We start from the raw sequence: 24,261 nt of genomic DNA, 5'->3' as shown, positions 1-24,261 counted from the left end.
GCCGTTGCTGTTGACCCTTGCTCCCGAAGATAGGGCCGAGGCTGCGGACGGACCTGCGCGGGCGGGCCGCTCCCGTAGGCTGGCGGTCATGTCGCTCTATGCCGCCTACGCCACCAACCTCGACGCCCGGCAGATGAGCCGGCGCGCGCCGCACTCCCCGCTGCGCGGCTCCGGCTGGCTGCCCGGCTGGCGGCTGACCTTCGGCGGCGAGCAGCTGGGCTGGGAGGGCTCGCTTGCCACCGTGGTGGAGGACGAGAAGGAGCAGGTCTTCGTCACGCTCTACGACATCGCCCCGATGGACGAAGAAGGCCTGGACCGCTGGGAGGGCGTGCAGCTCGGCATCTACCGCAAGGTGAAGCTGCGCGCGCAGACCCTGGACGGTGAGGTCGCGGTGTGGACGTACGTGCTGAACGACTACGAGGGCGGCCTGCCCGCGGCCCGCTACCTCGGTCTGATCGCGGACGCCGCGGAGAGCGCCGGCGCCCCCGACGACTACGTGCTGGACCTCCGCCGCCGCCCCTGCTGAAGACGTCTCCGCGCTTACTGACGCCGTCTCCGCGCTTGCGCCGGACGGGAGTTCGGGCGTAGTCCGGCCGGGCCGGCGGGGACGAATGGCGGCGTTCCGTACATTCCGGGTAACGATCCGGCATGGCTCGGCCCAGTTGTCTACGCGCGTAGGCAGATTTGACCTATCCTCGACCTTGTGAACGCATCTCCTCAGACGGTCGTCTCCGCCGACCCCTACGCCGCCGCCCGGGAAGCCGCCGACCGGCTGCGCGAACTCACCGGCGCCGAACGCCACGACGTCGCCCTGGTGATGGGCTCCGGCTGGGTGCCGGCCGCCGACGCCCTCGGTGAGACGCTCTCCGAATTCCCGGTCACCGAGCTGCCCGGCTTCCCCGCCCCCGCGGTGGCCGGCCACGCGGGCACCGTCCGCTCGGTCCGGATGCCCGGCGAGGGCGACCGCCGCGCGCTGGTCTTCCTCGGCCGCAACCACTACTACGAGGGCCACGGCGTGGCCACCGTGGTGCACGGCGTGCGCACCGCCGCCGCGGCGGGCTGCAAGACCATCGTGCTGACCAACGGCTGCGGCGGCCTGCGCCACGGCTGGACGCCCGGCCAGCCGGTGCTGATCAGCGACCACATCAACCTGACCGCGGACTCCCCGATCGTCGGCGCCAACTTCGTCGACCTCACCGACCTGTACTCCAAGCGCCTGCGCGCCCTGTGCCTCGAGGTCGACCCGTCGCTGGACGAGGCCGTGTACGTGCAGTTCCGCGGCCCGCACTACGAGACCCCGGCCGAGGTCAACATGGCCCGGGTGCTCGGCGGCGAACTGGTCGGCATGTCCACCACCCTGGAGGCCATCGCCGCCCGCGAGGCCGGCGCCGAGGTGCTCGGTATCTCGCTGGTCACCAACCTGGCCGCGGGCATCACCGGCGAGCCGCTCAACCACGCCGAGGTGCTGGAGGCCGGCAAGGCCTCCGCCGAGCGGATGGGCGCCCTGCTGGCGAAGGTCCTGGAGCGCATCTGACACCCCGCCCGGGAGGCGACTCCCGGGCGACGCAGCACCTCTGACCGAGAATCGGCGCAGGACGACGGCGGCCACCGACGGGTTCGGTGGCCGCCGTCGCTCCGTTCGCCGCAGCACTGACACTCCTTCCACCCACGTACAGGGAGCGGGCCGCATGCCGAAGGCACCCACCACCGACCTCCTCGACCGGGCCCGGGCCTGGCTGGCCGAGGACCCCGACCCGCAGACCCGCGAGGAGCTGGCCGCGCTGCTGGCCGCCGCCGAGGGCCCGGGCGCCGAGTCCGGGGAGCGGATCGCCTGGTCGCGGCTGGCCGAACGCTTCGACGGGCGCCTCCAGTTCGGCACCGCCGGCCTGCGCGGCGAACTCGGCGCCGGCCCGATGCGGATGAACCGCGCCGTGGTCATCCGCGCCGCCGCCGGCCTCGCCGCGTACGTCCGCGCCAACCCCGCGCTCGGCGACCTGATCGTGATCGGCTACGACGCCCGCCACAAGTCGCACGACTTCGCCCTCGACACCGCCGCCGTCGTCGGCGCCGGCCTGCGCGCCGCCGTGCTGCCCCGGCCGCTGCCCACCCCCGTCCTCGCGTACGCCATCCGGCACCTGGGCGCGGCGGCCGGCGTCGTCGTCACCGCCAGCCACAACCCGCCGCAGGACAACGGCTACAAGGTCTACCTGGGCGACGGCTCGCAGATCGTCCCGCCCGCCGACGCCGACATCGCCGCCGAGATCGACGCGCTCGGCGCGCTCGCCTCCGTGCCGCGCGCCACCGAAGGCTGGGAGGTCCTCGGCGAGGACGTCCTGGACGCCTACCTCGACCGTGCCGCCTCCGTCCTGGAGGCCGACGGCCCGCGCGAGCTCTCCACCGTCTACACCCCGCTGCACGGCGTCGGCCGCGACGTGCTGCTCGCCGCGTTCGAGCGGGCCGGCTTCCCGGCACCCACCGTGGTCGCCGAACAGGCCGAGCCCGACCCGGACTTCCCCACCGTCGCCTTCCCCAACCCGGAAGAGCCCGGCGCGATGGACCTGGCCTTCGCCACCGCCCGCGCGGCCCGCCCCGACCTGGTCATCGCCAACGACCCGGACGCCGACCGCTGCGCCGTCGCCGTCCCCACCCACGACGGCGACTGGCGGATGCTGCGCGGCGACGAGGTCGGCGCGCTGCTCGGCGCGGCCCTCGCCGCCAAGGGCGCGAGCGGCGTCTTCGCCACCACCATCGTCTCCTCCACCCTGCTCGGCAAGATCGCCGCCGCGGCCGGCCTCGGCTACGCGGAGACCCTCACCGGCTTCAAGTGGATCTCCCGCGCCGAGGGCATCCGCTACGGCTACGAGGAGGCCCTCGGCTACTGCGTCGACCCCGACGGCGTCCGCGACAAGGACGGCATCACCGCCGCCCTCCAGATCGCCGAACTCGCCGCCGGCCTGAAGCGCGACGGCCGCACCCTCACCGACCTGCTCGACGACCTGGCCCTCGCCCACGGCCTGCACGCCACCGACCAGCTCTCGGTCCGCGTCGACGACCTCACCGTCATCACCGACGCCATGCGCACCCTCCGCGACAAGCCCCCCGTCGAACTGGCCGGCCTCACCGTCACCCACGCCGACGACCTCACCGCCGGCACCCCCGACCTGCCGCCCACCGACGGCCTCCGCTACTACCTCAGCGGCCCCACCGTCACCTCGGCCCGCATCGTGGTCCGCCCCTCCGGCACCGAGCCCAAGCTCAAGTGCTACCTGGAGGTCGTCCTCCCGGTCGCCACCCACGACGTCCTCCCGGCCACCCGCGAACAGGCCCACGCCCTGCTGACCACCATCAAGCAGGACCTGGCGACCGCCGCCGGCCTCGTCTGACCGTCCGTCGACTTCGCAAAGCAGCAGGGCCCCAGGGAGAACCCCGGGGCCCTGCTGCTGTCTGCCGGGCGGCTCAGGTCGCCGCGATGACGGAGATCAGGGCAACCAGCCCCGCGAGGGTGGGGGCGATGACCCACCAGCACCAGGTGGCCTGGACCTCGCCGGTGGCGGCGGGGTTGGTGGCGTGGCGGTCGGCCTGTTCCTGGAGGGAGGTGACGACGGCGTCGGACCAGGCTCGGGTGGGGTCGAGCTGGTCGTGGCGCTGCGACTTCTTGCCGGTGGCGGGCAGGTGCGGGTCGCCCGCGGCCACGGCCTTGGCGGCGCGGCGGTTGGCCTTCTTGCGCTGGCGCAGCGAGACGGGGACCGCCCAGATCTGGAACTTGCGTCCGCCGGCGAAGAGTTCGACCGAGTAGCCGGCCTTCAGGCCCTCCACGCTGGCCCACGGCGCGACGACGGTGCGCAGCGGGTTGCGGACCAGCAGTCGCTGGTCGTTCGCCTTCACGATGGGCCGCAGGGTGTAGGCGGCCACCGGGAAGCAGAAGACGGGCGCGGCGGCGAGTGCGACCCACGGGGTGGCGCCGGTGCCGGAGACGATCGCGTCGCCGATCAGCCAGGCGGCGACTCCGAGCAGCATGACGCCCGCGATGACGCCGGGAACGGAGCGGTAGACGCGGTCGGCGTACTTGGGCCCGTTGGCGGCGGACCCCTGGTCGGGTGTCCGGTCGGATTCGGTCATGGCGTCGATTCTGCCCCAGGGGCACGGCCGTCCCCAATGGTGGCGGGGGCACGGGACGGTTACGAATGATCCGTCCCGTGACCTGGGGCGTTCAGACCTGGGGTGTTCAGGCGGTGCGGCGGCGCAGGGTGGCCGCGCCGAGGGCGAGTGCGAGCAGTGCGCTGCCGGCGACGACCGCGAGGTCGGCGAGCACGGGGCCGTCGAGGCCGCCGCGGGTGGTGATCCGGCCCATCGCGTCGACCGCGTAGGAGAGCGGGAGGACGTCGGAGATCGCCCGCAGCGCGGGGGCCATGTCGTCGCGGGGGACGAACAGTCCGCAGAGCAGCAGTTGGGGCAGCAGGACGGCGGGCAGGAACTGGACGGCCTGGAACTCGGTGGCGGCGAACGCGGAGACCAGCAGGCCGAGGGCCATGCCGAGCAGTCCGTCGGCGAGGGCGACGGCGAACAGCAGCCAGGTCGGGCCGGCCACGTGCAGGCCGAGCAGGCCGATGGTGAGGGCGGAGGCGACGGCGGCCTGCACCAGGGCGACCAGGCCGAAGGCGAGGGCGTAGCCGAGCAGCAGGTCGAGCTTGCCGAGCGGCATGGTGAGCAGGCGTTCCAGGGTGCCGGTGGTGCGTTCCCGGAGCATGGCCACCGAGGTGACCAGGAACATCACCATCAGCGGGAAGACGCCGAGCAGTTCGGGCCCGATCCGGTCGAAGGTGCCGGGCTGCCGGTCGTACATGTACTTGAGCAGCACCAGCAGCAGGCAGGGGACGGCCAGCAGCATGGCGATGGTGCGCGGGTCGTGGCGCAGTTGGGCGAGGACGCGGCGGGCGGTGGCCAGGGTGCGGCGGGTGGCGGCGCTCATCGGACGGTCTCCTGCGGCTGCTGCACGAGGGTGAGGAAGGCGCTCTCCACGTCGGCCGCGCCGGTGGCGGCGAGCAGCGCGGCGGGGGTGTCGTGGGCGAGCAGTCGGCCGTCGCGCATCAGCAGCAGGCGGTCGCAGCGGGTGGCTTCGTCCATCACGTGGCTGGAGACCAGCAGGGTGGCGCCGCCTCGGGCGAGGGTGGCGAACAGTTGCCAGAGGTCGTGGCGCAGGACGGGGTCGAGGCCGACGGTGGGTTCGTCCAGCACGAGCAGTTCGGGGTGGCCGAGCAGTGCGGCGGCGAGCGAGACGCGGGCGCGCTGGCCGCCGGAGAGCCGGGCGACGGGGGTGCGGCGGTGGGCGTCCAGGCCGACCAGTTCGATGACCCGGTCGGGGTCGGTGCGCGGGGCGCCCAGAATGGCGGCGAAGTAGTCGAGGTTCTCGTCGACGGTCAGGTCGCCGTAGACGGACGGGGCCTGGGTGACGTAGCCGACCCGGTCGCGCAGGGCGGCGCTGCCGGCGGGGCGGCCGAGCACGGTGACGGTGCCGGCGTCGGTGCGCTGTACGCCGACGACGGCGCGCAGCAGGGTGGTCTTGCCGCAGCCGCTGGGTCCGAGCAGGCCGGTGACGGTGCCGCGGGGGACGTCGAGGTCGAGGCCGGGCAGCACGGTGGTGCCGCCGCGCCGGACGACGAGTCCGGTGATCCGGATCGCGGGGTCGTCGGCCGGCCCCGCCGCAGAATTCATCATGCGATGAATTCTGCGCCGCCGCGCCGGACCCGTCAAGGCCGCGGACACCCGCCGCAGTGAGCTGCGTCACCCACGTCAACCGGAGCGTCCCGCCGTTCGTAGCGACAGGTAAGCAACCGAAATCTGCCGAGGAGCCGACCGATGACCGAGGAGGAGTTCACCGAGTTCTACAGCCACTCGGTCCGCCGGCTCACCGGCCAGCTGTACGTCGTCACCGGCGACCTGCACGAGGCGCAGGACGTGGTCCAGGAGGCCTTCGTCCGCGCCTGGGGCCACCGCCGTACGCTTGACCGCGACCACGCCCCCGAAGCCTGGGTGCGCACCGTCGCGGGCCGCCTGGCGATCAGCCGCTGGCGGCGGACCCGCACCGCCGCCCGGGCCTGGCGGCGGCACGGCCGACCCGCCGACGTGGACGGCCCGGACCCGGCCTCCGTCGACCTGACCGCCGCGCTGCGCCGCCTGTCCGAACGCCAGCGCCTGTGCGCCGCCCTCTACTACGTCTGCGACCTGCCGCTGGACCAGATCGCCGCCGAGACCGGCATGGCCCCGGGCACCGTCAAGGCCCACCTGTCCCGGGCCCGGGCCGCCCTCGCCCAGCACCTCGACACCCCCTCCGAGGCCGAGGAGAACCTCCGATGACGTCCATCGACGCGCGCCTGGCCGGCGCGCTGCGGACGGCCGCCGACGCCGCCTCCGCCCGCACCGCCGCCCCGCCCGCACCGCGGATCGCCGCCCTCGGCCGCCGGCGCCGCCGGGTCCGGGTCGGCGCGACCGTCACCGTCACCGCCTGCCTGGCGATCGCCGTGGGCGTCACGCTCACCCCCGGCCGCCCGTCCCGCACGGTCGGCCCGGCCGACGCCCCGTCGCTCACCACGCCGACCCCGTCCGCCGTCCCCGGCCCGAGCGCCTCCGCCACACTTGGCCCGTCCGGCCCGCAGGGGCCGAGCGCCTCCCTGACCACGCCGCCCCCGCCGCCCGTGCCCAGCAACACCCCGGCCCAGCCGTGAACCCCGACCGACCAGGACCCCCGATGCCCAGCACCCCGCTGACCGACCACCCGCCGATACCCGCCGTGCCGGGCCCGCGCCGGGCGGACGACCCGCCCCGCCCGGACCCGCTGGCCCGGCTGTGGCACACCGCCGGCCCGGCCGTCGCGGTGTACGCCGGCGCGCTGGCGCTGCACCTGACGCTGCTGGCCCTGATGATCACCCGGCCCGGCACCACGCTGACCGACCGGCTGACCTCCTGGGACGGGCGGCACTTCCTGGAGATAGCCACCGACGGCTACCCGGACAGCTACACGTACACCCCCAAGGGCGAGCTGACCGGCAACAACCTGGCGTTCTTCCCGCTGTTCCCGATGCTGGTCCGCATCGTGCACGCGGTGACCGGCCTGAGCTGGGCCGTCTCCGGCATCGTCGCCGCCCAGCTGGCGCTGCTCGCCGCCCTGGTGCTGATCCACCAGCTGATCAGCCGGCTGTACACCCGGCGCACCGCCACCGTCGTGCTGGTGCTGCTGGCGGCGGCGCAGCCGATGTCCCTGGTGTTCTTCATGTCGTACAGCGAGTCGCTGCTGCTGGCCACCGCCGCCGCCACGCTGCTCGCCGCGCACCGCCGGGCCTGGCTCACCGCCGGCGCGTTCGCCTTCCTCGCCGGGCTGACCCGCCCGGCCGGTATCGCCGTGATCGCCGCGCTCGGCGTCGCCGTCCTGCTGGAGATGTACCGCGAGCGCCGGGTGCTCGGCCGCCCGCTGGCCGCCACCGCGCTGGCCTGCACCAGTACCCCGCTGTACCTGTGGTGGGTCGCCGACCGGCTGGGCAGCGCCGACGCCTGGTTCACCGTCCAGCGGGCCGGCTGGAACACCCAGTGGGACTGGGGTTCCTCGCTGTGGGAGTTCCTGGTCCGCACCCTGCAGACCGGCGAGGGCTGGGTCCCGGTCTCGATAGCCGTCCTGGTGATCGCCCACCTGCTGGCCACCGCCCTGACCGTCCGCCGCACCACCTGGCCGCCGCTGCTGGTCTACGGCGCGACGGTGGTGGTGCTGACGCTGGCGCAGAGCAACTACTACCACTGCAAGCCGCGCCTGCTGGCCCCCGCGCTGATCTTCCTGCTGCCCGTCGCCGGCGCCCTCGCCCGGGCCCGCCGCTCCACCCGGGTGGCCGTCCTGGGCGGCGCCGCGCTGTTCGGCTGCTGGTACGGCGCCTACATGGTCACCGCCTGGCCGTACGCCATCTGACCGCCACTGACACCCCGTCAGACGGATCCCGCCGCGGGGCTTGACAGCCCGCCGATAAGCGGTACGGCAGCAGCGGGCCGGTTCGGTACGATTGCGGCGGCCGGGCGGCTGCTGAGAACGCGCCGCGGAACCGGCCCTCGACACCCGCTCGCGGGCACCGCCACGTGCCCGCCGGAGAGCATCGGAGTTCCTCAGGATGACTCGGCAGTTGATCACCAGCGCGCTTCCCTACATCAACGGGATCAAGCACCTGGGCAACATGGTCGGGTCGATGCTCCCGGCGGACGTGTACTCCCGCTACCTGCGCCAGCGCGGCCACGAGGTGCTGTACATCTGCGCCACCGACGAGCACGGCACCCCGGCCGAACTGGCCGCCCAGGAGGCCGGGCTGCCGGTCGCCGAGTTCTGCGCCCGGGCGCACGACCAGCAGAAGGCCATCTACGACGGCTTCCAGCTGTCCTTCGACTGGTTCGGCCGCTCGTCCTCGCCGCAGAACCGGGAGATCACCCAGGAGATCGCCCGCGAGCTGCACGCCAACGGCTTCATCGAGGAGCGGGCGATCCGCCAGGTCTACTCGATCGCCGACGGCCGCTTCCTGCCCGACCGCTACATCGTCGGCACCTGCCCGCACTGCGGCTACGACAAGGCCCGCGGCGACCAGTGCGAGAACTGCACCCGCGTCCTCGACCCGACCGACCTGCTGAACCCCCGTTCGGCGATCAGCGGCAGCGCCGAGCTGGAGGTCCGGGAGACCAAGCACCTGTTCCTGCTCCAGTCCAAGCTGACCGACGAGGTCGAGGCCTGGATCGCCGAGCACGGCGACAGCTGGCCGGTGCTCGCCTCCTCGATCGCCCGCAAGTGGCTCACCGAGGGCCTGCAGGACCGCGCCATCACCCGTGACCTCGAATGGGGCGTCCCCGTCCCCGCCGACGTCTGGCCGGAGCTGGCCGCCGAGGGCAAGGTCTTCTACGTCTGGTTCGACGCCCCGATCGAGTACATCGGCGCCACCAAGGAGTGGGCCGACACGACCGGCGGCGACTGGCGCTCCTGGTGGTACGAGGCCGACGACACCGTCCGCTACACCGAGTTCATGGCCAAGGACAACGTCCCGTTCCACACGGTGATGTTCCCCGCCACCATCCTCGGCTCGCGCCAGCCGTGGAAGAAGGTCGACTACGTCAAGGCCTTCAACTGGCTGACCTACTACGGCGGCAAGTTCTCCACCAGCCAGAAGCTCGGCATCTTCACCGACGTCGCGCTCGAACTGCTCCCCGCCGACTACTGGCGCTACTACCTGATGGCGAACGCCCCGGAGTCCGACGACTCCAGCTTCACCTGGGACCTGTTCGCCGCCACCGTCAACAAGGACCTCGCCGACACCCTCGGCAACTTCGTCAACCGCGTGCTGTCCTTCAGCCGCAAGCGCTTCGGCGACGACGTCCCGGCCGGCGCGGAGAACAGCGAGACCGAGACGGCCCTCGGCGCGCAGATCGCCGACCTGCTCGCCGAGTACGAGACCCAGCTCGACGCGCTCAACTTCCGCAAGGCCGCGCAGGCGCTGCGCGCGCTCTGGTCGGCCGGCAACGCCTACCTCGACGTGACGGCCCCCTGGACGCAGATCAAGACCGACCCGGAGGCCGCGGCCCGCACCCTGCGCACCGCGATCAACCTGATCCACCTCTACTCGGTGGTCTCCGAGCCGTTCATCCCGACGGCGGCCAAGACGATCCGCGAGTCCTTCGCGCTGGACGGCGACACCCGCACCTGGATCAGCGCCGACGAGGCCCGCTCGCTCTCGCTGGTCCCGGCCGGCACCGGCTTCACCGTCCCGCCGGTCCTGTTCGCCAAGATCACCGACGAGGACCTGGCCACCTGGACCGAGCGCTTCGGCGGCGGCGAGGCCTGACCTCCCCTCAGCCCGTCAGGTACCCCTGGACGGTGCGGCCCAGCAACGGGGCCAGCACCTCCGGGGGTGCCGAGGCCAGCGGCTCCACCCCGATCACGTACCGGGCCACCGCCAGCCCGACGATCTGCGACATCACCAGCTCCACCCGCAACTCCGGCTGCTCGACGTCCAACTGGGCCGCCACCCGGTCGACCAGCTCGGTCACCATGAAGGACCGCATCAGCGCCGCCACCTCCTCGCTGGCCGCCGCCGTCCGCACCAGCGCGAGCAACCGGTCCCGCACCGCAGGCTGCTCCCACAACCCCAGCACGAACCCCGCCACCCGCTCCCCCACCGTCGCCGGATCCCCCCCGAACACCTCCGCGACCACCACCTGCGGTTCGAACGGGAACTCCAGCGCGGCCATGAACAGCCGGTCCTTGCTCCCGAAATAGTGGTGCAGCAACGCCGCATCCACCCCCGCCGCCCGCGCGATCGCCCGCATGCTCGCCTTCTGGTACCCCCGCGCCGCGAATTCGGCCCGCGCCGCCACCAGCACGACCCCCCGAGTGTCCTCACCCCCGGGCCGTCGGCCCCTTGCCTTCGCTTCGCTCACCCTCACATTGTGCCGGGCGGGCATTCAGGGGCTCGGGAGTGCGAATCCAGGGGCCCGGGGAACGGCGGGAGCCCCGACAGGGGCTCGGGGAACGGCGAGGGCATGTCTGCGGATGATCAACAGGGCGCGAAAGGTCCCGAGGTTTCTGGTCCCCGTCTTTGACCCTCCGCAGTCACGACCAACCGCTGTCTCCGACCACCAGCAGCCCGGCCCCGCCGTTCCCCGGGCCCCTGGTTGATTCCCCGCCCCACCTACCGTCCCCCTACGCGCGTAGATATGCTGCTCTGGTGACTATGTCCACTCTTGCAGCCAACGCCCCCGGCGCCACGGGCGGCGGCCTCGCGGACGTCGCGGCGTCCGAGGCCACCTTGCGCCGTTTCCTGCACGGCCTGCCCGGGGTCGACCAGGTGGGCCTGGAGGCGCGCGCAGCGACTCTCGGCACCCGGTCGATCAAGACCACCGCCAAGGCCTTCGCCATCGATCTCGCCATCTCGATGATCGACCTGACCACGCTGGAGGGCGCGGACACGGTCGGCAAGGTCCGCTCGCTGTGCGCGAAGGGCCTGCGCCCGGACCCGACCGATCGCAGCACCCCGCAGGTCGCGGCGATCTGCGTGTATCCGGACATGGTCGAAACCGCGAAGTCCGCGCTACGCGGCAGCGGCATCCAGGTGGCGTCGGTGGCCACCGCGTTCCCGTCCGGCCGGGCGGGGATGCCGGTGAAGCTGGCGGACACCGCGGAGGCGGTCGCCGCGGGCGCCGACGAGATCGACATGGTGATCGACCGGGGTGCCTTCCTCTCCGGCCGTTACCTGGAGGTCTTCGAGGAGATCCGCGCCGTCAAGGAGGCGTGCAAGCGTCCCGACGGCAGCTCCGCCCACCTGAAGGTGATCTTCGAGACCGGCGAGCTGCAGACGTACGACAACGTCCGCCGCGCGTCCTGGCTGGCGATGATCGCGGGTGCGGACTTCATCAAGACGTCCACCGGCAAGGTTGCGGTCAACGCGACTCCCCCGGTGACGCTGCTGATGCTGGAGGCGGTGCGGGACTTCCGCGCGGCCACCGGCACCCAGGTCGGTGTGAAGCCGGCCGGCGGCATCCGCACCACCAAGGACGCGATGAAGTACCTGGTGATGGTGAACGAGACGCTGGGCGACGACTGGCTGAGCCCGCACTGGTTCCGGTTCGGCGCGTCCAGCCTGCTGAACGACCTGCTGATGCAGCGCCAGAAGCTGCGCACCGGCCGGTACTCCGGTCCCGACTACGTGACGGTGGACTGACCATGGCGAAGACCGACAAGAAGACCGCGGAGAAGACCGCACAGCCCGCGAAGCCCTCCGGCCTGTTCGAATACGCACCCGCGCCCGAATCCCCCGCCGCCGCGGGCGAGATCGCGACGTCCTACGGCCACTTCATCGGCGGCCGGTTCGTCGACTCCTCCGGCTCGGAGGCGCTGAAGACCGTCAACCCGGCGACCGAGCAGGTGCTGGCGGAGTTCGCGCAGGGCACCGAGGAGGACGTGGACCGCGCGGTGGCCGCCGCCCGCAAGGCGTTCGCCGACTGGTCGTCGCTGCCGGGCAGCGAGCGCGCCAAGTACCTGTTCCGGATCGCCCGGATCATCCAGGAGCGCAGCCGTGAGCTGGCCGTCCTGGAGTCGATCGACAACGGCAAGCCGATCCGCGAGACCCGCGACGTCGACCTCCCGCTGGTCGCCGCGCACTTCTTCTACTACGCGGGCTGGGCCGACAAGCTGGACTTCGCCGGCTTCGGCCAGAACCCGCGTCCGCTGGGTGTCGCCGGCCAGGTGATCCCGTGGAACTTCCCGCTGCTGATGCTGGCGTGGAAGGTCGCCCCGGCGCTGGCCACCGGCAACACCGTGGTGCTGAAGCCCGCCGAGACCACCCCGCTGACCGCTCTGCGGTTCGCCGAGATCTGCCGCCAGGCGGGCCTGCCGGACGGTGTGGTGAACATCGTCACCGGTGACGGCCGCACCGGCGCCGCGCTGACCGCGCACCCGGACGTCGACAAGGTCGCCTTCACCGGCTCCACCCCGGTCGGCCGGGCGATCGCCAAGCAGATCGCCGGCACCCGCAAGAAGCTCTCGCTGGAGCTCGGCGGCAAGGCCGCGAACATCGTGTTCGACGACGCGCCGCTGGACCAGGCCGTCGAGGGCATTGTCAACGGCATCTTCTTCAACCAGGGCCACGTGTGCTGCGCGGGCAGCCGCCTGCTGGTGCAGGAGTCGATCCAGGACGAGCTGCTGGACGCGCTGAAGCGCCGGATGGGCACCCTGCGGGTCGGCGACCCGCTGGACAAGAACACCGACATCGGCGCGATCAACTCGGCCGCGCAGCTGGCCCGGATCACCGAGCTGGCCGCCGCCGGCGAGCAGGAGGGCGCCGAGCGCTGGGCACCGGAGTGCGAACTCCCGGGCGCGGGCTACTGGTTCCGCCCCACCCTGTTCACCGGCGTCTCGCAGGCCCACCGGATCGCCCGCGAGGAGATCTTCGGCCCGGTGCTGTCGGTGCTGACCTTCCGCACTCCCGCCGAGGCGGTGGAGAAGGCCAACAACACCCCGTACGGGCTGTCCGCAGGCATCTGGACGGAGAAGGGCTCGCGCATCCTGTGGATGGCGAACCGGCTCCGGGCGGGCGTGGTGTGGGCGAACACCTTCAACAAGTTCGACCCGACCTCGCCGTTCGGCGGGTACAAGGAGTCCGGTTACGGCCGCGAGGGTGGCCGGCACGGTCTGGAGGCCTACCTCGATGTCTGAGACCACAGCGCGAATTGACGTCTTCAAGACCTACAAGCTGTACGTCGGCGGGAAGTTCCCGCGCTCGGAGAGCGGCCGGGTGTACGAAGTGACTGACGCAAAGGACCAGTGGCTGGCCAACGCCCCGCTGGGCACCCGCAAGGACACCCGGGACGCCGTGCTGGCCGCCCGCGCGGCCGTGAAGGGCTGGTCGGGCACCACCGCGTACAACCGCGGCCAGGTGCTGTACCGGGTCGCCGAGATGCTGCAGGGCCGCCGCGAGCAGTTCACCGCCGAGGTGGCCGCCGCCGAGGGGCTGGGCGCCAAGAAGGCGGCGGCGCTGGTGGACGCGGCGATCGACCGCTGGGTCTGGTACGCGGGCTGGACCGACAAGGTCGCGCAGATCGCGGGCAACGCCAACCCGGTGGCCGGGCCGTTCTTCAACCTGTCCACCCCGGAGCCGACCGGCGTGGTCGGCGTGGTCGCCCCGCGCACCGGTCACGGCTTCTCGCTGCTCGGCCTGGTGTCGGTGATCGCCCCGGCGATCGCCACCGGCAACACCGTGGTGGTGGCGGCCGCCGAGCAGGCCCCGCTGCCCGCCCTGTCGCTGGGCGAGGTACTCGCCACCTCCGACGTCCCGGGCGGCGTGGTCAACCTGATCTCCGGCCGAACCGCGGACATCGCCCCGACGCTGGCCTCCCACCAGGACGTCAACGCCCTCGACCTGGCCGGCGCGATCGACCAGGACGGCCCCGGCGCGGCGGCCGCCCTGGAGGCGTCGGCGGCCGATACATTGAAGCGAGTGGTCCGACCGGCCGCCGACCCGTCCGCCGTGGACTGGACGGTCAACCCCGGCACCGGGCGACTGCTCTCCTTCCTGGAGACGAAGACGGTCTGGCACCCGATGGGCATCTAGCCCGGCCCGACCGGCCAACTCCACACAGACCGGCCGCCCTCTGCGCCCCTACCCCCCCGGGGGCCCGGGCGGCCGCGACGGGCCCGCACTTCTCCCCCCCTGGTGCGGGCCCGTCCTCATGCCCTCCCACCCGAATCGGGGCCGAACGGCGGGTTACGACCAGCCCCTCGGATGCCCCAGACTGGTATCTCGTGAGTGACTCCCCGCTGAACCGCCGCCCGATATCCCGCGTCATCCTGCTGTCGGGCCCTTCGGGGTCGGGGAAGTCCTGCCTGGCCGAGCGCAGCGGGCTGCCGGTGCTGCAGCTCGACGACTTCTACAAGGACGGCGACGACCCGACGCTGCCGCAACTGCCGGACGGCGGTGGGCCGGACTGGGACTCGCCGGACTCCTGGCACCGCGAGCAGGCGCTGGACGCGATCCGCAGGCTGGCGTTCGAGGGGCAGGCCGACGTGCCGACGTACTCGATCCCGGCGAACGGCCGCTCCGGCCACCGCGTACTCGAACTGGACGGCGCCGCGGCGTTCGTCGCCGAGGGCATCTTCGCGGCCGAACTGGTCCGCCGCTGCGAGGCGGAAGGCCTGCTCGGCGACGCCCTGTGCCTGCGCAACAAGCCCGCCACCACGGCCTGGCGGCGCTTCCGCCGGGACGTCCGGGAGGGCCGCAAGTCGATCCCCTACCTGCTGCGCCGCGGCCTGCGGCTGATGCGCTCCGAGCGCGGCATCGTCGCCCGCCAGGTCGAACTGGGCTCCTACGCCTGCTCGGGCGTCGAGGCCGGCCGCCGGATCGCGGCGGTGGCGCGGCAGTTGCCCGCCGAGCTGGTCTGAGGCGCGCGGGCATGGGCGAGCGCTGGCTGGTGGCGGGGCTGGGCAATCCGACCCGCCGGTACGCGGGGACGCGGCACAACGCGGGCTTCCTGGTGGCCGACCGGCTGGCCGGGCGCCACGGTGCCCGCTGGCGCGGACTGACCACCCGCACCGCCTCGTTCGAACTCGACGGGCGCACCGTGCTGTTGGCCGAGCCGCAGTGGTCGATCAACCTGTCGGGGCGTCCGGTCGCGGCGCTGCTGCGTCGCCACCAGGTGCCGGTGGAGCGGCTGTTGGTGGTGCAGGACGACCTGGACTTCCCGTTCGGCACGGCCCGGCTGAAGCGCGGCGGCGGCCCGGGCGGCCACAACGGCGCCCGCTCGGTGCACCGGGCGCTGGGCACCGCCGACTACGCGCGGCTACGGGTGGGCGTGGGCCGGCCGCCGAAGGGCACCCGGGTCGACGAGTGGGTGGTGCAGCGGTTCTCCGACGCCGAGCGGGAACGCATGCCGGAGCTGCTGGACCGCTGCGCGGACGCCGTGGCGGCGTTCGTGCTGCGCGGCCTGAACCGCGCCCAGGACGTGCTGCACACCACCGACGCGCGCTGACCGGGCCTCAGACCTCGTCGGGCACGCCGCGGCGGACCAGCCAGGGCAGGAAGAACCAGAGGCCGGCGAAGACCAGCGCGATCACCGCGGTGATCGGGACGGCCGCCGGGAAGCCGAGGACCACGGCGAGGACCAGCAGGACGGCGCCGCTGAGTGCCATCGCCAGCAGGACCAGGCCGACCTGGGCGATCCGGGCGGAGACCTTGACGATCCGCCGCCGGTCGGGATGGTGGGCCAGGCCGCGGTGCAGGGCGACCGGCGTGGCGAGCACGGCGGCGGCGACCACCGACAGCAGCAGCACGACGACGTACAGGTCCTGCCGGACGTCGTCGAGTTCGGCGAACCGCGGGGTGAAGGCGACACCGAGCAGGAACGCGAAGACGATCTGCACACCGGTCTGCAGCACCCGCAGTTCCTGGAGCATCTCGACCAGCCGCCGGTCGGCGCGGGCCTGCGGGGTCTCCGCGACAGGGTCGTCCATCCGCTCATTGTGGCGGCAGCCGGTCCGGGAGACGACGGAGGCGGGCCCCGGTGCGTTCTCCCCCGCACCGGGGCCCGCCTTCGTCTGTGGTGCCGGACGGCCCCCGACGGCCCGCTCCCCCGAGCGGTCCGCCGTCGTCCGGCACCTTCCCCCACCACCCCGTCCCCCACGGGAGTTTCTGTGGTCAGGCGACCAGCTCGCCGAAGGCGTGCACGGTGTCGCCCGAGCGGTTGAGCTGCTCGTCGTCGCGCATCCGGCGCAGCGCGCGCCAGATGGAGCTCTTCACGGTGCCGACGCTGATGTTGAGGATGTCGGCGATCTCCGGGTCGGTCCGGCCCTCGTAGTAGCGCAGCACCAGCATGGTGCGCTGGTTCTCGGGCAGCTTGGCGAGCGCCTGCCAGAGCACGGTGCGCAGTTCGGTGCCGCCCATGGCGTCGGTGTCGCCGGCGTGCTCGGGGAGTTCCTCGGTCGGGTACTCGTTGACCTTGCGGCGGCGCCAGGCGGAGATGTGCAGGTTGGTCATGGTGCGGCGGAGGTAGCCGCCGACCGCGGCCTTGTCGGTGATCCGGCCCCAGGCCCGGTAGGTCGAGAACAGCGCGGACTGCAGCAGGTCCTCGGCCTCGTAGCGGTCGCCGGTGAGGTGGTAGGCGGTGGCGTACAGGGAGGCGCGGCGCTCGCGCACGTACGCGGTGAACTCGGCGACGTCGCGTGCCTCGTCCTTCGCGGCGGCCGGGTGCTCCCCCTGCGCGCCTCCCTGGTCGGCCTGCTCCCCACGGAAGGTCTGCGGCGCGAGCCGCAGCGTCCGTCCCGCGGCCGGGTTCCCTGCCCGGCCGTGGGTGGTGTCCCCGCTCCTGGTCCCCACAACCGGGCGGCGGGTTCCGGCGCTGTGTGCGCATCCCCGTACGAGGACGGCGCCGGACTTCTCCTCCTCGTGACGCGGCCGGTTGGTGCCCAGCACGGCTGCACGCGGCCCGGCGTTTCGGGTCGTCAGCGTTGCGGTCATCGGGCACCCCCATGGTCGGTACGAGCGGTTCCTTGCTCGCCGCCGCACCGGGCCGGGCCTGGTGCGTTTGTTGCGGCGACAAGGAAAATCCTGCCGGTCGCTCGTCATGGAGGTGTCTGTCGACTGTCACAGGGCTGTCACAAGGGCGGCCGGTTCAAGGCATTCGCCGGCTCCGAGATGGCTGACGCCGGAGCGGGCCGGTCCGGTTCCCGGGTGCGTGAGGATCACCCGGGTGGGTGTTTCCCGGGTCAGGGTGGGACACAATGACCTCCGTGTCTTTCCTGCTTCTGATCGAGGACGACGACGCCATTCGCACCGGCCTCGAACTCGCCCTCACCCGCCAGGGTCACCGGGTCGCGACCGCCGCGTCCGGCGAGGACGGTCTGCGCCTGTTCAAGGAGCAGCGTCCGGATCTGATCGTGCTCGACGTGATGCTGCCGGGCATCGACGGTTTCGAGGTGTGCCGGCGGATCCGCCGTACCGACCAGCTGCCGATCATCCTGTTGACGGCGCGCTCCGACGACATCGACGTGGTGGTCGGGCTGGAGTCCGGCGCCGACGATTACGTGGTGAAGCCGGTGCAGCCGCGGGTGCTGGACGCCCGGATCCGCGCCGTGTTGCGGCGCGGTGAGCGGGAGAGCTCGGACTCGGCGGCGTACGGCGGCCTGGTGATCGACCGGTCGGCGATGACCGTCACCAAGGACGGCCAGGACCTCCAGCTGACCCCGACCGAGCTGCGGCTGCTGCTGGAGCTGAGCCGCCGCCCGGGGCAGGCGCTGTCCCGGCAGCAGCTGCTGCGGCTGGTGTGGGAGCACGACTACCTGGGCGACTCCCGTCTGGTGGACGCGTGCGTGCAGCGGCTGCGGGCGAAGGTCGAGGACGTGCCGTCCGCGCCGACGCTGATCCGTACCGTCCGCGGGGTCGGCTACCGTCTGGACCCGCCCGCGTGACCTCTTCCTTCTGCCTGGTGAGCTCTTCTTGACCGACGATCAGTCCGCGCCGCGCCGTGCCCGTCCGCTGTCCTGGCGGTGGTTCGGTTCGCTCCGGCTCAGTTCGCTGCGGGTCCGGCTGATCGCGGTGTTCGCCGCGGTCGCGCTGATCACCGCGGTGTCCGCGTCCGGCATCGCCTACTGGCTGAACCGCGACGCGGTGCTCCGGCGTGCCCAGAACGCCTCGCTGAACGACTTCCGGGGCTCGCTGACCCGCAACGTCTCCGACCTGCCGCTGCACCCGACCTGCCAGGACCTGGCCTCGCTGGCGGTGCAGGTGGCGAGTTCCGGCCTGGCGTACGACGTGGTGGTGGTCGACGACTCGCAGCCGGACTGCACCGCCTCGTCCGACCCGATCGCCTTCACCGTCAAGCAGGTGCCGGCGGCGCTGGTCACCGCCGTCAACAAGCCGCGCGAGATCGGCCCGGGCAACCCGTACGAGTACCACCTGTACTGGCAGCGGGTGAACCTGGCCGGGCCGTACGTGGTCGGCGGGACGAAGGTGGCGCCGGGCGGGCCGACCGCCTACATGTTCAAGTCGCTGCAGAACGAGCGCGCCGACCTGAACACTCTGGGCTGGTCGCTGGCGTTCGCCACCCTGCTGGCGCTGGTCGGCTCCGCGCTGCTCGCGCAGGGCGCCTCGGCGACGGTGCTGCGGCCGGTGCGCCGGCTCGGCGACGCCGCCCGGCAGCTCGGCGAGGGCAAGCTCGACACCCGGCTCGACGTCGAGGGCAACGACGAACTCGCCGATCTGGCGCGGACGTTCAACCGCACCGCGGAGTCGCTGTCGGAGCAGGTCGCGGAGCTGAGCGCGCGCGAGGCGCAGTCCCGGCGGTTCGTCGCCGACATGTCGCACGAGCTGCGCACCCCGCTGACCGCGATGACCGCCGTCACCGACATCCTGGAGGACGAGGCCGACTCGCTCGACCCGATGATCGAGCCCGCGGTGCGGCTCGTGGTCTCCGAGACCCGGCGGCTGTCCGACCTGGTGGAGAACCTGATGGAGGTGACCCGGTTCGACGCGGGCACCGCCAAGCTGGTCGCCGACGAGGTCGACATGGCCGACCTGATCATGTCCTGCATCGACGGCCGGGCCTGGTACGACGCGGTCGAACTGGACGCCCCGCGCGGCATCCTGGCGGTGGTCGACCCGCGCCGTCTGGACGTGGTGTTCGCCAACCTGATCGGCAACGCGCTCAAGCACGGCGGCTCCCCGGTGAAGGTGAAGGTCCGGCAGGACGACGACACCCACACGGTGGTGGTGTCGGTCTCCGACGGCGGCCCCGGTATCCCCGAGGACGTGCTGCCGCACGTGTTCGACCGCTTCTACAAGGCCGACAAGGGCCGGGCCCGCTCCGAGGGCAGCGGCCTGGGCCTGTCCATCGCCGAGGCCAACGCCCGCATCCACGGCGGCACCATCACCGCCGCCAACCACCCGGAGGGCGGTGCCGTGTTCACCCTCACCCTGCCGCTCACCCAACCGCCCGCCCCCGGCCCGGAAGAGGCCCGATGACCACCCGCCGCCGCATCCGCGCCGTCGCCCTGCTGGCCGGCTCGACGGCCCTGCTCACCGGCTGCGGCATCCGCCCCACCGCGGTGCCGGTCGACGCCGGCGCGCCCGCCAGCCGCACCGCCTGCCCCACGCCGGTGCTGATGCCGGTCGCCCCGGCGGCGAGCCCGACCGCCACGCCTCCGGCTGCCCTGCCGACCGCGCCCGGCGCGTCCGGGAAGCCGCCCGCCAAGGCCGTGCCGACGCCGTCGGCCACGGCGTCGGCCCCGGCGTCACCGGCGGTGTCGGCGCCCGGGGTGTTCGGCGCGCCGTCAGCGAGCCACTGCCCCTGATCACTCGTCCGGCGGAACCACCTCCGGTACGGCGCGCGTCCCCCGGAATGTGCACACCAATGCGCGAACCGATCACACGACGGCGCCGTACCGGCAGCGGACGGCAGCCCGGCTGCTACTGACCCTCCACCTGCTGGCACTCGGCTGGCTGGCCGTCCGCCCGATCACCGCACCCTGGACCGGCCCGTCCAACCTCACCCCGTTCGCCACCGTGCACCAGGCGCTCGCCGCCCACACCTTCCTCGGCGCCCTCGCCTCCGGCACCCTCCCGCTGGCCCCCGTCGGTGTCCTCCTCCCGCTCGCCGTCGGCACCCCCCGGCGCGGCTGGCTGCTCTCCTTCCTCCGCACCACCGGCGCCGTCGCGCTCCTCGCCACCGGCCTGGAGATCCTGGCGGGCTGGGCCCCCGGCCACGTCCTCAACGTCGACAACATCCTGCTCGGCACCCTCGGCGCGGCCGCCGCCCACCTGCTCCTGATTCCCCCGATCCGCGCCCGCGCCCTGCGCCGCCCGACCGCGCCCCGCGCCGTGGCACCGCGCCAGGAAAGCCCGAAGGGCCGGACCCAGCCGCATCCGCGACCCGCCCCGGCCCTCCCGGTCCTCGGCTCCCCGGTGGCACCGCGCCGCTGAGCGCGCCGTACCCCCGGACGCGCCGGTGTCACTGCCCGGCGGCGCCTGCGGTCCGCTCAGCGGTTTCCGTCGAGGACAATCCGGTGGCCGCTCGCGTCGGCGGTCTCGTCGGCGGACGGCGGGGTGACCTCCACCGGCTTGCCAAAAGCGTCGAACCGGATCGCGGTGGCGCTGTCGCCGGTCTCGTTCGCCGACAGCAGGTACGGCTGGCCCTCGGCGGCGATCGCCACCGTGCCGGACGAGCCGTGCGGGCCGCCCTCGCCGGAGCGGAAGCCGAGGAACACCGCCCGGGTGCCGCTCACCGGCCGGACGCCGGTCTTGGTCCACTCCCCGACGGCCTTCAGCGGTCCGTCGCCGGTCGCCAGCCGGAACACCAGGTCGCAGTACCCGGCGTAGGACTTGCCGAGCTCGCCGGTGCCGGTCAGCCACTTGTCGGCCAGTGCGGGCCCGGCGTCCGGCAGCGCGGCCTGGAACATGGAGGCGGAAGGTTTCACCCACACCGTTCCGCCGTGCCGCCGCACCTCCGCCTCGACGCCGTCCTCGGACACCGTCCCGGTGCAGTCGCCGTCCCGGGTGACGGAGAGCGAGTACTCGAGCGTCCCGGCCTTCCGCTGCTGCCGGATCGTCCCGCGCAGCGAGGTCAGCTCCGCGCCCGCCTGCCGGGCCTTCTCCAGGACCTGCTCGGGCGTCAGGTCCTCCAGGCCGCCGCCCGCCCCCGCCACGGACGCCGCGTCGTCCCCGCCGGCGCGGTCCGGTTCGCAGGCCGCCACCGAGACCACCCCGGCCAGCCCCAGCACGACCAGCCCGACCAGTACCGCCGTGGTCGGCCACTGTTTCGCCCGCATCGCTCTCGCCCCTCGCTTCGTTCCCCGGTGATCCCGGTGCCGCGAGTCTTCCAGCCGCCCGGGGCCCGGCACCACCGTTTCCGGAGGTTCGGACGGGGCGCGGCCCGCCTTGATCTCGGGGTCCGTCCCGGAGTCGACCCCGAGGCCGGGATCACCCCGGGCGGGGAGCGTCTCCGGGTCCGAATCCGCATCTCGGCGGACGGAAAACCGCAGGTCGCGGCGGGACGATGGAGTCAGCCCGGTCGGACCGCCCGACCCGGGAGCACTCCCCCGGAGGAGAAGATGAGCGTCCTCGCCCGTCCCCGTCAGCACCGCATCCTCGGCGGCGTCTGCGCCGGCATCGCCCAGCGCTTCGGGCTCACCGCGTGGACGGTCCGGGTCATCTTCCTGGCGTCCTGCCTGCTGCCGGGCCCGCAGTTCCTGATCTACCTGGCGCTGTGGCTGCTGCTCCCCCAGGAGCCGTGACCCGCCCGCCACCGCCCATGACGAAGGGGCCGCCCCGCGGGGCGGCCCCTCGGCCGTGTCCGGATCCGGCGGTGTGTCAGCCACCCACGCCGGGCAGGGCCGGCAGGCCGGGGGCGCCGCCACCGGTCGGGGAGAGGCTGGTCAGCGTGCCGATGACGCCACCGACCGGGGTCTTGGCCAGGCCCTGGCCGCCGGGGACGGAGTCCAGGCCGCCGATCCGGTGGGCGGCCTCGGGCGCGGCAGTCTGCTGGCCGTCGACGCCGGCCGGGCCGACCTGCTCGGCGACCTGCCCGGTCTGCTCGGTCGCCTGGTCGGCGGCCTGGACCGGGGTACCGGCGGCCGGGTTGAGCGCGCCGGTGACGGTGCCGAGCTGGTCGGCGCCGGGCAGCTTGCTCACGGCCCCGGTGGCGGCGCCGGTCACGGCCGGGTTGGTGAGCGCGCCGGTCGGCAGTCCGAGGCCGCCGGGGGCGACCGGCGCGGCCGAGGCGGTGCCCGCGGCAACGGCGGCGGCGACAACGCCGAGCACGGCGGTGCCGGCGGCCTTCAGAGTGGCCTGCTTCATGTGTGCGTCCTCAGTCCTGGTCGGGTCGGTGCGGGGTCGCGGGCCCGGGGGATTCAGGGCGCGACCGTCACGCCGAGTCAGCAGTGACCGGCTCACCGTAGTGAGAGCGACGCGCCCGGTTCAAAGCCGACCACTCCCCCGAGTGATAAGTCCGACCATCTCCATGGACGTTGACCACGTGCCGGCTCGTCAGTCCCGCGGACCGAACAGCCACTCGGCCTTCAGCTCCGCGTACCCCGGCTTGATCACGTCACCGATCATCGCCAGCCGCTCGTCGAACGGCAGGAACGCCGACTTCATCGCGTTGACGGTGAACCACTCCAGGTCGCCCAGCGTGTAACCGAACGCGTCCACCAGGTGCTCGAACTCGCGGCTCATGCTGGTGCCGCTCATCAGCCGGTTGTCGGTGTTGACGGTGACCCGGAACTTCAGCCGCGCCAGCAGCCCGATCGGGTGCTCGGCGTACGACTCCGCCGCACCGGTCTGCAGGTTCGACGTCGGGCACATCTCCAGCGGCACCCGCCGGTCACGCACGTACGCCGCCAGCCGTCCGAGCTCCACCCGGCCGTCCTCGCCGACCGTGATGTCGTCGACGATCCGCACACCGTGACCGAGCCGGTCCGCGCCGCAGCACTGCACCGCCTCCCAGATCGACGGCAGCCCGAAAGCCTCGCCGGCGTGGATCGTGAAGTGGTTGTTCTCGCCCTTGAGGTAGTCGAACGCGGCCTGGTGCCGGGTCGGCGGGTGACCGGCCTCCGCACCCGCGATGTCGAACCCGACCACGCCACGGTCCCGGTGACGGTTCGCCAGCTCGGCGATCTCCAGCGAACGGGCCGCGTGCCGCATCGCGGTCAACAGCGTCCCGACCCGGATCCGGTGCCCGCGCGCCCGGGCATTCGCCTCACCCAGCCGGAAGCCCTCGTTGACGGCCTCCACCACCTCGTCCAGCGTCAGCCCCGCCTCCAGGTGCTGCTCCGGCGCGTACCGCACCTCGGCGTACACCACGCCGTCCGCCGCCAGGTCCTCCGCACAGTCGGCGGCCACCCGGATCAACGCCTCCCGGGTCTGCATCACCGCACAGGTGTGCGCGAACGTCTCCAGGTACCGCTCCAGCGACCCCGAATCCGCCGCCTCCCGGAACCACACCCCCAGCGCCTCCGGGTCCGTGGTCGGCAGCCCTTCGTACCCGCAGTCGGCCGCCAACTCGACAACCGTCTCCGGCCGCAACCCGCCGTCCAGGTGGTCGTGCAACAGCACCTTCGGCGCCCGGACGATCTGCTCCGCCGTGGGAACACGCGGGACCGTGGTGCCCGCGAGAGTGGTCTGCTTCTCCATTGCCGGAGCATAGCCCCTACGCGCGTAGATCGCCTACACGACCCACGCCGCACTCGGGGCCTCCGCCAAGCCGCAGGACACCCCGGCCCGGCGGCGACAGCACGAGGCGCCCCGGAGCGCCACAACCCGACGGTGTGAACGGGCGGGTCGCGTGCCAGGCGAGGCCGATGGCTCGGCGGGTGCGGGGGGCGGTGACTTCGAGCTCGACGGCGCCCGGCCCCCTCGCCGGCCGCCCTTCCCCGCGAAGCGGACCCACCGCGAGGATGCTCCCCGACACGGCATCACGAAGTCCCGGAGCGCCACCGCCGGAGGCGTGAACGGGCGCGCTGCGCGCCGGGCCCGGCCAAGGGGCTCCCCCCACCTCCCCGCGAAGCGGAGCTCTCGCTCAGTCGTGCGCCAGAATGCTCCCCCGCCGCGACAACACGAAGTCCCGAAACGCCGCCGCCGGCGGCGTGAGTGGGCGGGTCGCATGCCAGGCCAGGCCGAGGAATCGGCGGGTGCGCACGGCGGCGACTTCGAGCTCGACGACGCCCGGCCCTTCCCCCGCCGCCCCTTCCCCGCGAAGCGAACCCACCAC

General features: G+C 73.1%; 26 protein-coding genes and 1 pseudogene. 17 read left to right on the top strand and 10 right to left on the bottom strand.

The window, feature by feature from the left end; genetic code table 11:
* Positions 1 to 88 precede the first annotated feature (88 nt).
* The 3 genes from ACFYS8_RS25795 to ACFYS8_RS25785 all read left to right on the top strand — a co-directional run bounded on the left by ACFYS8_RS25795 (position 89) and on the right by ACFYS8_RS25785 (position 3,383).
* Positions 89 to 526: a gamma-glutamylcyclotransferase gene (locus ACFYS8_RS25795; protein ID WP_387644804.1), complete on the top strand. Its 438-nt coding sequence runs from the start codon at positions 89 to 91 to the stop codon at positions 524 to 526.
* Positions 527 to 703: 177 nt separating this feature from the next.
* Positions 704 to 1,534, top strand: a complete 831-nt coding sequence (locus ACFYS8_RS25790; protein ID WP_387644801.1) for a purine-nucleoside phosphorylase — start codon at positions 704 to 706, stop codon at positions 1,532 to 1,534.
* 154 nt (positions 1,535 to 1,688) lie between these two features.
* Positions 1,689 to 3,383, top strand: a complete 1,695-nt coding sequence (locus ACFYS8_RS25785; protein WP_387644799.1) for a phospho-sugar mutase — start codon at positions 1,689 to 1,691, stop codon at positions 3,381 to 3,383.
* 73 nt (positions 3,384 to 3,456) lie between these two features.
* Here the strand turns inward: ACFYS8_RS25785 and ACFYS8_RS25780 are convergent, their stop codons facing one another.
* The 3 genes from ACFYS8_RS25780 to ACFYS8_RS25770 all read right to left on the bottom strand — a co-directional run bounded on the left by ACFYS8_RS25780 (position 3,457) and on the right by ACFYS8_RS25770 (position 5,715).
* Positions 3,457 to 4,119 (bottom strand): PH domain-containing protein, encoded by a 663-nt coding sequence (locus ACFYS8_RS25780; RefSeq protein ID WP_387644796.1) that lies wholly within the window; start codon positions 4,117 to 4,119, stop codon positions 3,457 to 3,459.
* A 106-nt stretch (positions 4,120 to 4,225) separates the two neighbouring features.
* Complete coding sequence (locus ACFYS8_RS25775) at positions 4,226 to 4,969, bottom strand: ABC transporter permease (RefSeq protein ID WP_387644793.1); 744 nt, start codon at positions 4,967 to 4,969, stop codon at positions 4,226 to 4,228.
* On the bottom strand, positions 4,966 to 5,715 hold the full coding sequence (locus ACFYS8_RS25770) for an ABC transporter ATP-binding protein (protein ID WP_387644791.1): 750 nt from the start codon (positions 5,713 to 5,715) through the stop codon (positions 4,966 to 4,968). The genes ACFYS8_RS25775 and ACFYS8_RS25770 overlap by 4 nt, the downstream gene beginning before the upstream one ends.
* Before the next feature lie 141 nt (positions 5,716 to 5,856).
* Between ACFYS8_RS25770 and ACFYS8_RS25765 the strand changes: the two genes are divergently transcribed.
* From ACFYS8_RS25765 to metG, 4 genes are all read left to right on the top strand, one after another.
* The gene (locus tag ACFYS8_RS25765) at positions 5,857 to 6,354 is read left to right on the top strand and encodes a SigE family RNA polymerase sigma factor (protein WP_387644789.1); all 498 of its coding nucleotides are present in this window, start codon (positions 5,857 to 5,859) and stop codon (positions 6,352 to 6,354) included.
* Positions 6,351 to 6,722: a hypothetical protein gene (locus ACFYS8_RS25760; RefSeq protein WP_387644787.1), complete on the top strand. Its 372-nt coding sequence runs from the start codon at positions 6,351 to 6,353 to the stop codon at positions 6,720 to 6,722. Before ACFYS8_RS25765 ends, ACFYS8_RS25760 begins: the two co-directional genes overlap by 4 nt.
* 23 nt (positions 6,723 to 6,745) lie before the next feature.
* Positions 6,746 to 7,951, top strand: a complete 1,206-nt coding sequence (locus ACFYS8_RS25755; RefSeq protein WP_387644784.1) for a mannosyltransferase family protein — start codon at positions 6,746 to 6,748, stop codon at positions 7,949 to 7,951.
* 196 nt (positions 7,952 to 8,147) lie between these two features.
* Positions 8,148 to 9,857 (top strand): methionine--tRNA ligase, encoded by a 1,710-nt coding sequence (gene metG, locus ACFYS8_RS25750; protein ID WP_387644783.1) that lies wholly within the window; start codon positions 8,148 to 8,150, stop codon positions 9,855 to 9,857.
* A 7-nt stretch (positions 9,858 to 9,864) separates the two neighbouring features.
* Here metG and ACFYS8_RS25745 read toward each other — a convergent pair whose 3' ends face one another.
* Complete coding sequence (locus ACFYS8_RS25745) at positions 9,865 to 10,476, bottom strand: TetR family transcriptional regulator (RefSeq protein WP_387644781.1); 612 nt, start codon at positions 10,474 to 10,476, stop codon at positions 9,865 to 9,867.
* A gap of 269 nt (positions 10,477 to 10,745) precedes the next feature.
* Here ACFYS8_RS25745 and deoC point away from each other — a divergent pair, with 269 nt between their 5' ends.
* The 5 genes from deoC (at position 10,746) to pth (ending at position 15,534) form a co-directional block, all read left to right on the top strand.
* Positions 10,746 to 11,732 carry a deoxyribose-phosphate aldolase gene (gene deoC / locus ACFYS8_RS25740; protein ID WP_387645012.1) on the top strand — a complete coding sequence of 329 codons (987 nt, stop codon included), beginning with the start codon at positions 10,746 to 10,748 and terminating at the stop codon, positions 11,730 to 11,732.
* 2 nt (positions 11,733 to 11,734) lie between these two features.
* The gene (locus tag ACFYS8_RS25735; protein ID WP_387644778.1) at positions 11,735 to 13,225 is read left to right on the top strand and encodes an aldehyde dehydrogenase family protein; all 1,491 of its coding nucleotides are present in this window, start codon (positions 11,735 to 11,737) and stop codon (positions 13,223 to 13,225) included.
* Positions 13,218 to 14,120, top strand: a complete 903-nt coding sequence (locus ACFYS8_RS25730; protein ID WP_387644776.1) for an aldehyde dehydrogenase family protein — start codon at positions 13,218 to 13,220, stop codon at positions 14,118 to 14,120. The genes ACFYS8_RS25735 and ACFYS8_RS25730 overlap by 8 nt, the downstream gene beginning before the upstream one ends.
* A 191-nt stretch (positions 14,121 to 14,311) precedes the next feature.
* The gene (locus ACFYS8_RS25725) at positions 14,312 to 14,947 is read left to right on the top strand and encodes an ATP-binding protein (RefSeq protein ID WP_387644774.1); all 636 of its coding nucleotides are present in this window, start codon (positions 14,312 to 14,314) and stop codon (positions 14,945 to 14,947) included.
* Positions 14,948 to 14,958: 11 nt separating this feature from the next.
* Entirely contained in the window at positions 14,959 to 15,534 is a 576-nt protein-coding gene (gene pth, locus ACFYS8_RS25720) for an aminoacyl-tRNA hydrolase (RefSeq protein ID WP_387644772.1), read from the top strand.
* Positions 15,535 to 15,541: 7 nt separating this feature from the next.
* Here pth and ACFYS8_RS25715 read toward each other — a convergent pair whose 3' ends face one another.
* The gene (locus tag ACFYS8_RS25715) at positions 15,542 to 16,015 is read right to left on the bottom strand and encodes a DUF6328 family protein (RefSeq protein WP_387644769.1); all 474 of its coding nucleotides are present in this window, start codon (positions 16,013 to 16,015) and stop codon (positions 15,542 to 15,544) included.
* A gap of 184 nt (positions 16,016 to 16,199) precedes the next feature.
* A complete protein-coding gene (locus tag ACFYS8_RS25710) occupies positions 16,200 to 17,006 on the bottom strand; it encodes a SigE family RNA polymerase sigma factor (protein WP_387645009.1) in 807 nt (268 codons plus the stop codon).
* Positions 17,007 to 17,290: 284 nt separating this feature from the next.
* Here ACFYS8_RS25710 and ACFYS8_RS25705 point away from each other — a divergent pair, with 284 nt between their 5' ends.
* From ACFYS8_RS25705 to ACFYS8_RS25690, 4 genes are read left to right on the top strand one after another with little or no spacing between them, the layout of a single operon-like run.
* Positions 17,291 to 17,968, top strand: a complete 678-nt coding sequence (locus tag ACFYS8_RS25705) for a response regulator (RefSeq protein WP_380487084.1) — start codon at positions 17,291 to 17,293, stop codon at positions 17,966 to 17,968.
* 28 nt (positions 17,969 to 17,996) lie between these two features.
* On the top strand, positions 17,997 to 19,520 hold the full coding sequence (locus tag ACFYS8_RS25700; RefSeq protein WP_387644766.1) for an ATP-binding protein: 1,524 nt from the start codon (positions 17,997 to 17,999) through the stop codon (positions 19,518 to 19,520).
* Positions 19,517 to 19,849, top strand: a complete 333-nt coding sequence (locus tag ACFYS8_RS25695) for a hypothetical protein (protein ID WP_387644763.1) — start codon at positions 19,517 to 19,519, stop codon at positions 19,847 to 19,849. Before ACFYS8_RS25700 ends, ACFYS8_RS25695 begins: the two co-directional genes overlap by 4 nt.
* Positions 19,850 to 19,898: 49 nt before the next feature.
* On the top strand, positions 19,899 to 20,477 hold the full coding sequence (locus ACFYS8_RS25690) for a VanZ family protein (protein WP_387644760.1): 579 nt from the start codon (positions 19,899 to 19,901) through the stop codon (positions 20,475 to 20,477).
* 56 nt (positions 20,478 to 20,533) lie between these two features.
* Here the strand turns inward: ACFYS8_RS25690 and ACFYS8_RS25685 are convergent, their stop codons facing one another.
* Positions 20,534 to 21,322, bottom strand: a complete 789-nt coding sequence (locus ACFYS8_RS25685) for a hypothetical protein (RefSeq protein ID WP_387644758.1) — start codon at positions 21,320 to 21,322, stop codon at positions 20,534 to 20,536.
* Positions 21,323 to 21,604: 282 nt separating this feature from the next.
* Here ACFYS8_RS25685 and ACFYS8_RS25680 point away from each other — a divergent pair, with 282 nt between their 5' ends.
* Positions 21,605 to 21,787 (top strand): PspC domain-containing protein, encoded by a 183-nt coding sequence (locus ACFYS8_RS25680; RefSeq protein WP_387644756.1) that lies wholly within the window; start codon positions 21,605 to 21,607, stop codon positions 21,785 to 21,787.
* Between the two features lie 76 nt (positions 21,788 to 21,863).
* Here the strand turns inward: ACFYS8_RS25680 and ACFYS8_RS25675 are convergent, their stop codons facing one another.
* From ACFYS8_RS25675 to ACFYS8_RS25665, 3 genes and pseudogenes are all read right to left on the bottom strand, one after another.
* The gene (locus ACFYS8_RS25675; protein WP_387644753.1) at positions 21,864 to 22,349 is read right to left on the bottom strand and encodes a hypothetical protein; all 486 of its coding nucleotides are present in this window, start codon (positions 22,347 to 22,349) and stop codon (positions 21,864 to 21,866) included.
* A gap of 189 nt (positions 22,350 to 22,538) precedes the next feature.
* A complete protein-coding gene (locus tag ACFYS8_RS25670; RefSeq protein WP_387644751.1) occupies positions 22,539 to 23,684 on the bottom strand; it encodes an adenosine deaminase in 1,146 nt (381 codons plus the stop codon).
* A gap of 385 nt (positions 23,685 to 24,069) precedes the next feature.
* Positions 24,070 to 24,261 (bottom strand): annotated as a pseudogene (locus tag ACFYS8_RS25665) (LysR family transcriptional regulator); the annotation flags it as partial.

This window comes from Kitasatospora sp. NPDC004615, assembly GCF_042873545.1.
In the GTDB taxonomy this organism is placed as follows: Bacteria; Actinomycetota; Actinomycetes; order Streptomycetales; family Streptomycetaceae; genus Kitasatospora.
The sequence above is the reverse complement of the archived record's forward strand: the minus strand, read 5'-3'. Positions and strand labels throughout refer to the sequence as shown.

Excerpts from the sequence above, each read along its gene's own strand:
- ACFYS8_RS25795 (WP_387644804.1), top strand. The coding sequence starts at position 89 with ATGTCGCTCTATGCCGCCTACGCCACCAACCTCGACGCCCGGCAGATG.
- ACFYS8_RS25785 (WP_387644799.1), top strand. The coding sequence starts at position 1,689 with ATGCCGAAGGCACCCACCACCGACCTCCTCGACCGGGCCCGGGCCTGG.
- ACFYS8_RS25780 (WP_387644796.1), bottom strand. The coding sequence starts at position 4,119 with ATGACCGAATCCGACCGGACACCCGACCAGGGGTCCGCCGCCAACGGG.
- ACFYS8_RS25775 (WP_387644793.1), bottom strand. The coding sequence starts at position 4,969 with ATGAGCGCCGCCACCCGCCGCACCCTGGCCACCGCCCGCCGCGTCCTC.
- ACFYS8_RS25770 (WP_387644791.1), bottom strand. The coding sequence starts at position 5,715 with ATGATGAATTCTGCGGCGGGGCCGGCCGACGACCCCGCGATCCGGATC.
- ACFYS8_RS25765 (WP_387644789.1), top strand. The coding sequence starts at position 5,857 with ATGACCGAGGAGGAGTTCACCGAGTTCTACAGCCACTCGGTCCGCCGG.
- ACFYS8_RS25760 (WP_387644787.1), top strand. The coding sequence starts at position 6,351 with ATGACGTCCATCGACGCGCGCCTGGCCGGCGCGCTGCGGACGGCCGCC.
- ACFYS8_RS25755 (WP_387644784.1), top strand. The coding sequence starts at position 6,746 with ATGCCCAGCACCCCGCTGACCGACCACCCGCCGATACCCGCCGTGCCG.
- metG (WP_387644783.1), top strand. The coding sequence starts at position 8,148 with ATGACTCGGCAGTTGATCACCAGCGCGCTTCCCTACATCAACGGGATC.
- ACFYS8_RS25745 (WP_387644781.1), bottom strand. The coding sequence starts at position 10,476 with ATGCCCGCCCGGCACAATGTGAGGGTGAGCGAAGCGAAGGCAAGGGGC.
- deoC (WP_387645012.1), top strand. The coding sequence starts at position 10,746 with ATGTCCACTCTTGCAGCCAACGCCCCCGGCGCCACGGGCGGCGGCCTC.
- ACFYS8_RS25735 (WP_387644778.1), top strand. The coding sequence starts at position 11,735 with ATGGCGAAGACCGACAAGAAGACCGCGGAGAAGACCGCACAGCCCGCG.
- ACFYS8_RS25730 (WP_387644776.1), top strand. The coding sequence starts at position 13,218 with ATGTCTGAGACCACAGCGCGAATTGACGTCTTCAAGACCTACAAGCTG.
- pth (WP_387644772.1), top strand. The coding sequence starts at position 14,959 with ATGGGCGAGCGCTGGCTGGTGGCGGGGCTGGGCAATCCGACCCGCCGG.
- ACFYS8_RS25715 (WP_387644769.1), bottom strand. The coding sequence starts at position 16,015 with ATGGACGACCCTGTCGCGGAGACCCCGCAGGCCCGCGCCGACCGGCGG.
- ACFYS8_RS25695 (WP_387644763.1), top strand. The coding sequence starts at position 19,517 with ATGACCACCCGCCGCCGCATCCGCGCCGTCGCCCTGCTGGCCGGCTCG.
- ACFYS8_RS25685 (WP_387644758.1), bottom strand. The coding sequence starts at position 21,322 with ATGCGGGCGAAACAGTGGCCGACCACGGCGGTACTGGTCGGGCTGGTC.
- ACFYS8_RS25680 (WP_387644756.1), top strand. The coding sequence starts at position 21,605 with ATGAGCGTCCTCGCCCGTCCCCGTCAGCACCGCATCCTCGGCGGCGTC.
- ACFYS8_RS25675 (WP_387644753.1), bottom strand. The coding sequence starts at position 22,349 with ATGAAGCAGGCCACTCTGAAGGCCGCCGGCACCGCCGTGCTCGGCGTT.
- ACFYS8_RS25670 (WP_387644751.1), bottom strand. The coding sequence starts at position 23,684 with ATGGAGAAGCAGACCACTCTCGCGGGCACCACGGTCCCGCGTGTTCCC.